Genomic DNA, 7,687 nt, shown 5'->3' with positions numbered 1-7,687 from the left:
AGCAACCCGTAAGGGTGGTAAGTGGTGGGAGTAGTTCACCTTGCGCACATGTTTCTGTAAGACGTATGATAAAATAAGACTTTGATCAGTTCTTGCACTGATCATTAGCGAAACTTATCAAGGTGTTACTTCAGTGGTACGAGGGATGACAGAAGATTAGCACCGTGATGAGAGCGGAGGTCTTATTGTGAAATATCTAAAAATCATCTTACAGATTAGTCTGCTATTTTTGTTTTATTACATTGGGGAAGCGATCCAGTCTGCCTTTTCTTTATTTATACCAGGTAGCATTATTGGCATGTTGCTCTTTTTTGCGTTGTTAACTTTTAAACTGATCCGGGTCGAATGGGTTGCTGACGGAATCGATTTATTGATCAAAGATATGCCGGTATTCTTCGTTCCCGTCACAGTCGGCGTTGTACAATATTTAGACTTCTTTTATGGAAAAGGGAGTTTAATGATTCCGCTTGTGATACTTAGCACTTTTTTAACGATTGGTATCAGCGGCTGGGTTACCTCATTGTTGTTGAAGAAAGAAGTAGATGCTCATGATTAACGTCTGGATTGGAATCATCTTTTTAATCATGACAATAACTGTTTACAGGGTAGCAAAAAGGATCTATCGTAAGTATCCTAATCCATTTACCTTGCCGATTTTCTTAACCTCTGGATTTTTAATCATATTGTTAGGATTCAGCGACCTTTCCTATCGATCGTATATGCTTGGTGGACAGTGGATTGATCTGTTTCTTGGACCAATCGTGGTCGCATTGGCATTACCGCTCTATCGCCAGCTTGACTTAATCAAAAAATATGCCCGGACTATTTTTGTTGGCATATTTGCAGGTTCTATCATCGGTATCATTACAGGAATTGTCGGTGCAAAAGTGCTCGGATTTGAAGAATGGATTATTCAGTCTGTTGCAGCAAAGTCGGTTACTACACCTGTAGCATTAAGTATTACCGACACAGCGGGTGGCAATTTATCCTTTGCTGCTGTCTTTGTTATGATTGCTGGAATTAGTGGTGCGATGTTCGGGCCGGTCATTGTCCGATTACTTCGAATTCAACATCCTGTTGCCAGAGGTCTTGGAATTGGAACGGCATCACATGCGATCGGCACTTCCAAGGCATTAGAATTAGGTGAACTAGATGGTGCGGTCAGTGCACTATCGATGACGATCAGTGCAGTGGTAGTATCCTTTTTGGTGCCGCTCTTTTTAGCTCTGCTGTAGAGTGCTTGTGCTCTACAGCTTTATTTTTCTACGACATATTTACATGCAGTGCCACCTTTTGCGATGCATTCAACACGCTTTACCTTCTCCGTTCCAAGTACAGATTTGAACAAATTCAATTCACAGTCACATGGTTTATCATATTTATCTGCTATTGCAGCTATCGGACAATTATATTGAGAAAAGGATAGCTGATCCTTATCTTCTTCATGAAATTCTGACATATAACCATTGTCACTTTGGACCTTCACTAACGCTTTTACCCTTTCTGCAATGGGTTCTTCGATAAAAATTCGTCTGCGATATTTTTGACGTAAACGCTCTTCCCTTCTTTCAAATAGCTGATCGATTGCTTCCATACCTATTGTTTCTTCAATATCCCGTAAAAACTCCATTGTTAGCAGGTCATAATTTTTAGGAAAAACATTTTCTCCAACTCTCGTCAATGAATAATAGCTAACAGGGCGCCCCATTGGCTGCCGAACGGTACGGGAGTTTATTAATTTTTCACTTTCCAGTTTTATCAGATGTTTTCGGATCGCCATTTCAGTAATATTTAAGAAATTGCTAATTCCATTGACAGAAAGTGATTGATTCTTTTTCAATAATTCTAGAATCATAGCCTTGGTAGATTGTTTCTTGGCCATTTGCTTCACCTCTTCTTTCAAAACTTTTATGTTGACAAAGTAGATATGATAGAGTTAGTTTATAGAATGATTCTCTAAATGTCTGTGATAAAAATCATACAGGCGCAGATGGAAGGTGATTAGATGGGAATCGTCGTAGTAGAAATATGTGACAGTAATTTAATGAACACATTTGATATAGAAAACATCATTGAAACGGAATATCCAGAGGTAGCAGTACTGATTAACGATTGCTTGAATTTCTGTGGGTTATGCAGACTCAAGCCGTATGCATTAGTAAATAATCGCCGAATCCACGGGAAGACTCCAGAGCAAACGTTGGAGAAAATTAAAAAGGCTATTGAAGAAGAATTGGCTTTATTCCATTAAAAAAGTGGCCCCTACTACTATGGGACCACTTTGTTTCTATTCAAAAATGGAGTCGATATCGATATACCTTTTATCATGTGCTTTTGCGACGGCTTCATGGACGACTTTTCCTTGGTACGTGTTAATACCTTTCGCAAAAGCTTTATCTGATTGAGCATAATCTTTTAAGCCTTTGTTGGCAAGATTTAAAACATATGGTGTCGTTACATTTGTTAGTGCATATGTGGCGGTTTTTGACACCGCACCAGGAATATTAGCTACTGCATAATGAATAACTCCATGTTTAACATAAACCGGATCCTGATGTGTTGTTACCCGGTCAATCGTTTCAATCGAACCACCTTGATCGACGGCTACGTCCACAATGACAGATCCTTGCTCCATTGTTTTTACCATTTCCTCTGTTACCAATTTCGGCGCTTTTGCACCTGGAATCAGGACGGCACCTACTAATAAATCTGCCTTTTCTACTTGTTCAGCAATATTATATGGATTGGATGCTAAGGTCCGAATTTTGCCTTGGAATAGGTCCTCTAATTGACGTAAACGGTCAATATTGATGTCTAATAGCGTAACATTGGCTCCTAATCCAACCGCCATTTTTGCTGCATTGGTACCTACTATACCGCCGCCAATAATGACAACATTGGCTGGTGAAACCCCCGGTACACCACTAGGAAGAACACCTTTTCCGCCATGTATTTTCTCTAAAAATCGAACACCAGCTTGCACTGACATCCGTCCAGCGATTTCACTCATTGGTGTAAGCAGAGGTAAGGCACCATTTGCTAGTTGAATCGTTTCATAAGCAATACCTGTCGTTTTATTTTCCAATAAGGCTTCTGCTACTTCTTTTTCAGCAGCTAAGTGTAGATAAGTAAACAGCAGTAGATCTTTACGGAAAAAGGAAAATTCTGATGGTTGAGGCTCCTTTACTTTAACAACTAATTCTTGCGCCCAAACTTGGTCTGGTGAAGATACAATATCCGCTCCTACGTTTTTGTATACTTGATCATCAAAACCACTGCCAAGTCCAGCGCCGCTTTCAATTTTCACTTGATGACCTGCTTCTGTCAGCATCATTACCCCAGCAGGTGTGATCGCCACGCGATTTTCATTACTTTTAATTTCTTTAGGTACACCGATTTTCATTATTTCACCTACCTTCTCTTTGCTAGTATGATATGAAAACTACTTATTATTCGTTTTCCCTTTTTTAGTAAAAAATAATACTAATCGTGAAAGTTCATGTATTTTTTCAGTACAAATCAGAAATCTTGGTTGCTGCAAGTCTTGCTTTCATGTCGCTTTCTGCTTGGGAAAGAACCTGTTCGATTTTGCCTCCTACTAGTTGTGATTTGTCATCCTTTAAAGTGGAAGGAAGTGAAAATTTGAATAAAGGGCGATCAAGCTCTATTGCACTGAATACATCCAAAACTGTGATCTTTTCCGGCGCCTTTGCCAATCTGATTCCACCTCTTGCCCCCTCTTTCGTTGTTATAAGACCAAATCGATTTAATGATTGGAGAATTTTGACTACTGTTGGGTTTGGTATTTCCATATTTTCTGATAGTTGTCTGGCTGAAACATAATCGGTATATCCTTCTTCGATTTTCACCGCAGTATATACAACAATTGATAACGCTTGAGAAAAAGCGGTTGAATAACTCATTTTATCTCCTCTTTCACAAAAACTACTGACTTCTCATTTTATAATTTTACTATATCAGTAGCACCATAATTGTCAAACAACAAATAACAAGTGTTGACATATTTATAAACTAAATATATATTATATATAGTTTATAAATAAGGAGTGATAAAAATGAAAGTGTTTGTTACAGGAGGCACTGGTTTTTTAGGCAATCATTTGGTCAAATGTTTAGTAAGAAATGGTTATGAAGTGAAAACATTAGTACGTTCTGAGAAGAAAGCTGAGAAGCTCTTAGGATCAACTGATGCAACCTTTGTGAAAGGAGATATGAATGATGTCGATGCCTTTGCAGAAGAACTGAAAGGATGTGAGGTGCTTTTTCATACTGCTGCATATTTTAGAGAAACATTTTCGTTCGGAAAGCATTGGCCCGAGTTAGAAAGAATAAACATTACCAATACGCTTCGATTGTTTGAATTAGCAAAAGAATACGGTGTCAAATTAATCATACACACAAGCAGCAGTAACACTATTAAAAAGAGGCTTGACAATACTCCTAGTAATGAAGAGGATATTAGAGATTCAGAAGATGCGATGACTTTATATGCAAAAAGTAAGATTATCAGCGATAGGAAAATCGCTGAATTCAGCGCTCGTCATTCGCTTCCAGTCATCACTTTTCTACCTGGTTGGATGATGGGACCAGTTGATGCAGCGCCAACAAGCGGTGGTAAATATATATTGGATTATTTGCAGAAACGTCTTCCAGGAAACATTAATGTCAGTATTGATATTGTTGACGTTAGGGATGTGGCGGAGGCGATGGTTGCAGCAATTACGAAAGTAAATAAAAGTGAACGTTTTTTAGTTGCTGGACGCCATGTACATTTGAAAGATTTGTCCAAGGAATTGGAAATAGTAACGGGTATCCCTTCTCCCAAGCGAAATATTCCTGTTCCCATTGCATTTACACTTGGCTGGATAGTCGATCGAGTTTCGGTCATTACGAAAAAAGAAATGGCCATTTCCGTAAATGGTATTTATGAAATATGCGAATGTAAAAGATACTCATCCGATAAGGCAAAGAAAGAAATAGGTATCACTTTTAGACCACTACATGATACGCTTCAAGATGCAACGGATTGGTTTACGGAAAATAGTAATGCACTTCTTACCCAACCAGATTAACGGATAGTATATTAGTTGTACACAACTTTACCGAGCGGACATTCGTTCCATTATATAGCATAAAAAAGCAGGATTTATGACTTGTAACGGACATCTATTCCTTTATTCAGCGTAATTATGCTTCTATTAAACGCTTTTTTGCCGAAATAACGGAACAGATGTCCACTTCACCTTAAAATCTAGGTGTTTTTATAGAAATAGCGGAATAAATGTCCGCACATAAATGATGGAGCATAGCGGGCTCGAACCGCTGACCCTCGCGCTGCCAGCACGATGCTCTCCCAGCTGAGCTAATGCCCCGTATTGCATGATTCTATTATAATAAAAAAAGAGTCCGAATGCACGAACTCTAATCTGCCATTTCTTTCGTTTTTAAAATAAAATTGGATGCGACCAGTAGTATGACCGACAACCCTAATGTAATGCCAGCCGCTCCCCATAGGTCATTCGGGATTGCTCCTTCTGCCAGCATAGTAGTGATGTGCTCACTAATACTATTGGGAAACCATGGCATCCGGAAAGAAAAAATCTGATTAATCGCTGACATTGCCATAATCGTTATAATCGACAATGTTAATACAAGTCCAGGTATTTTAACTACCGTATTATAAAGAAAAGTTATTGTTACTACAAAAATCAACCAAATAAAATAAAACAAAAACAGCCCAATGAATTGTGACGCACTTAGATCACCAAACAAAAGATTCACATAGTACCAGCTTGTTAACATACCAATTAAATAAGCTGTAAAAACTAATAGTAATTTCGCTGCCCATTTTGCTGAAATATAGGTGAAATAACTTACTGGTTTGACTAATACTAATTCTGCTACGCCACTTTTTCGTTCACCTGCAATTACTGCCATCGAGATCGCCACAATGACGAGTACACCAAGCATACTAATTTCTGTCAAACTGAACATGATCGCCTCTGTTGGTCCCAGCTCTGGCCCTTCAATCACGGTTCCTTCTGGAACACCACCAACCGCATCTAATATTTGCGGCAAATAATAAGTTGACAATGGATCCATAATACAAATGATGATGAACACGAGTGGTACCCAAACCCATTTGAAATTGCGCCAGTCTTCTACTAATTCCTTTTTAAAAATTGTGATCCATTGCATTATTTTTTCACCACTTTCATAAATAAATCTTCCAGCGTTGTCTTACTTAGCGCTAACTTCTCAAGCGGCCAATCCTCTTCTAATACTTTCGTTAATATTTCTTTTCTAGCTGATTCGATATCTTCTACGACAACATGGACTTCTCCTTTTTCTTGAAAAATATCTTGTACTGATGAAAGAGCGTGGAGCGTTTCCAAATATGAAGCAGAATCACCTCGCAATGCGATTTCAAATTTAGCGGATTGATGCCTTTGTCGTAATGCCTCAATCGATCCTGATTCGAGTATTTCTCCTTGATGCATCAATAATAAATCATCACAAATTTCTTCTGCGTCTCCTAATATATGTGTGGAAAAAAGGACCGTTGTTTGTGTTTTTAATTCTTCCATTAATGTTAATACTTCGCGACGTCCAATCGGATCTAGTGAGGAAACTGGCTCATCTAGCATAAGAAGTTGTGGACTATGTATCATCGCTTGAGCTATCCCTAGTCGTTGCTTCATACCACCTGAATATTTACCGATTCGTTGATTGCGAGATTCATAGATTGCTACTTTTTGGAGGAGTTGATCTGCTTTTTCTGCTGCTTCTTGTTTTGTTAAGTGTGCGAGTTGACCAACATAAACGAGAAATTCCTTCCCTGTCATCCATGGGTGGAAAACCGGATATTGTGGAAGATAGCCGATATATTTTCGAATATCTTCTCCTTTTTGTGACCTAGAAAAGTTAATGATTCCTGAAGTCGGCTTCAACAAGCCAGAGAGCATTCTTAATGTTGTTGTTTTACCCGCACCGTTCGGACCGAGCAGTGCAACACACCTGCCTTTTTCTAACTGAAAATCAAGTCCTTTCACAATTGGTTTGCCTTTAAACGCTTTTGTCAGTTTTTCGACTTCAATTACTGTCATTTAATATTGTCTCCTTCCAACAATAAAGAATAAAATCGGACCAATAAAACCAATTAGAATAATAATTGCTGCCCACATTGGCTTGGGGCCATTTGTTTGTTCTGTTTTTAAGAGGGCTATAATTGCGACAATCATTAATAAAAATTGAATAATAATTAACGGAGCAAGCATCATGATGACGTCCATATTGGTCACCTCCTTAAAGATACATACGTTTTATATATAGAGAGAGTTTCATAATTTTATTAATTCATTGTAAGTGGAAAATTGTTGGTTAGATACCTAATCTTATCTTGTGAACATAATCCCAAAAGCCCATAAATAAGCATATCTATAACGGTAACTAACTCTGTTTCCATGGAGATGTCAAAAAACAGATGAACTAACATACAAAAAGATAGTTTGTTTAGCACCATAAATAAACAGTACAAATAGCAAACAAAAACGGTTGGATATTATGATACCCAATCGTTTTTGTTTTTTATATTGTTTTGTTCAACTAAAGCTACCCTTTACTTTAAGTACATTATTCCACAACATTAGTACGAATAATTGTTGGT

At 38.1% G+C, this 7,687-nt stretch carries 10 protein-coding genes and 1 tRNA gene; 4 read left to right on the top strand and 7 right to left on the bottom strand.

Going from position 1 to position 7,687, the window contains the following annotated elements:
* Window positions 1–187 precede the first annotated feature (187 nt).
* Together GH715_RS17995 and GH715_RS17990 are read left to right on the top strand one after the other, a co-directional pair.
* A complete protein-coding gene (locus tag GH715_RS17995; RefSeq protein ID WP_163578748.1) occupies window positions 188–556 on the top strand; it encodes a CidA/LrgA family protein in 369 nt (122 codons plus the stop codon).
* Complete coding sequence (locus GH715_RS17990) at window positions 549–1,235, top strand: LrgB family protein (protein WP_153836580.1); 687 nt, start codon at window positions 549–551, stop codon at window positions 1,233–1,235. The genes GH715_RS17995 and GH715_RS17990 overlap by 8 nt, the downstream gene beginning before the upstream one ends.
* A 20-nt stretch (window positions 1,236–1,255) precedes the next feature.
* Here GH715_RS17990 and GH715_RS17985 read toward each other — a convergent pair whose 3' ends face one another.
* Window positions 1,256–1,882, bottom strand: coding sequence for a helix-turn-helix transcriptional regulator (locus tag GH715_RS17985; RefSeq protein ID WP_153836579.1), 627 nt, complete (start codon window positions 1,880–1,882; stop codon window positions 1,256–1,258).
* Between the two features lie 123 nt (window positions 1,883–2,005).
* Between GH715_RS17985 and GH715_RS17980 the strand changes: the two genes are divergently transcribed.
* Window positions 2,006–2,251: a YuzB family protein gene (locus tag GH715_RS17980; protein WP_018932572.1), complete on the top strand. Its 246-nt coding sequence runs from the start codon at window positions 2,006–2,008 to the stop codon at window positions 2,249–2,251.
* A 36-nt stretch (window positions 2,252–2,287) separates the two neighbouring features.
* Here the strand turns inward: GH715_RS17980 and ald are convergent, their stop codons facing one another.
* Window positions 2,288–3,403 carry an alanine dehydrogenase gene (gene ald, locus GH715_RS17975; protein WP_153836578.1) on the bottom strand — a complete coding sequence of 372 codons (1,116 nt, stop codon included), beginning with the start codon at window positions 3,401–3,403 and terminating at the stop codon, window positions 2,288–2,290.
* A 106-nt stretch (window positions 3,404–3,509) separates the two neighbouring features.
* Entirely contained in the window at window positions 3,510–3,923 is a 414-nt protein-coding gene (locus GH715_RS17970) for an RrF2 family transcriptional regulator (RefSeq protein WP_153836577.1), read from the bottom strand.
* 153 nt (window positions 3,924–4,076) lie between these two features.
* Here GH715_RS17970 and GH715_RS17965 point away from each other — a divergent pair, with 153 nt between their 5' ends.
* Window positions 4,077–5,093, top strand: coding sequence for an NAD-dependent epimerase/dehydratase family protein (locus GH715_RS17965; protein ID WP_153836576.1), 1,017 nt, complete (start codon window positions 4,077–4,079; stop codon window positions 5,091–5,093).
* 227 nt (window positions 5,094–5,320) lie between these two features.
* Here GH715_RS17965 and GH715_RS17960 read toward each other — a convergent pair.
* From GH715_RS17960 to GH715_RS17945, 4 genes are all read right to left on the bottom strand, one after another.
* A tRNA-Ala gene (locus GH715_RS17960) sits at window positions 5,321–5,393 on the bottom strand.
* A gap of 49 nt (window positions 5,394–5,442) precedes the next feature.
* Window positions 5,443–6,219 (bottom strand): ABC transporter permease, encoded by a 777-nt coding sequence (locus GH715_RS17955; RefSeq protein ID WP_153836574.1) that lies wholly within the window; start codon window positions 6,217–6,219, stop codon window positions 5,443–5,445.
* The gene (locus GH715_RS17950) at window positions 6,219–7,127 is read right to left on the bottom strand and encodes an ABC transporter ATP-binding protein (RefSeq protein ID WP_153836573.1); all 909 of its coding nucleotides are present in this window, start codon (window positions 7,125–7,127) and stop codon (window positions 6,219–6,221) included. Before GH715_RS17950 ends, GH715_RS17955 begins: the two co-directional genes overlap by 1 nt.
* Window positions 7,128–7,313: a PLDc N-terminal domain-containing protein gene (locus tag GH715_RS17945; RefSeq protein WP_018932566.1), complete on the bottom strand. Its 186-nt coding sequence runs from the start codon at window positions 7,311–7,313 to the stop codon at window positions 7,128–7,130. It lies immediately after the preceding gene.
* Between the last annotated feature and the right edge of the window lie 374 nt (window positions 7,314–7,687).

Source organism: Gracilibacillus thailandensis (assembly GCF_010994055.1).
Lineage (GTDB): Bacteria > Bacillota > Bacilli > Bacillales > Amphibacillaceae > Gracilibacillus > Gracilibacillus lacisalsi.
The sequence above is the reverse complement of the archived record's forward strand: the minus strand, read 5'-3'. Positions and strand labels throughout refer to the sequence as shown.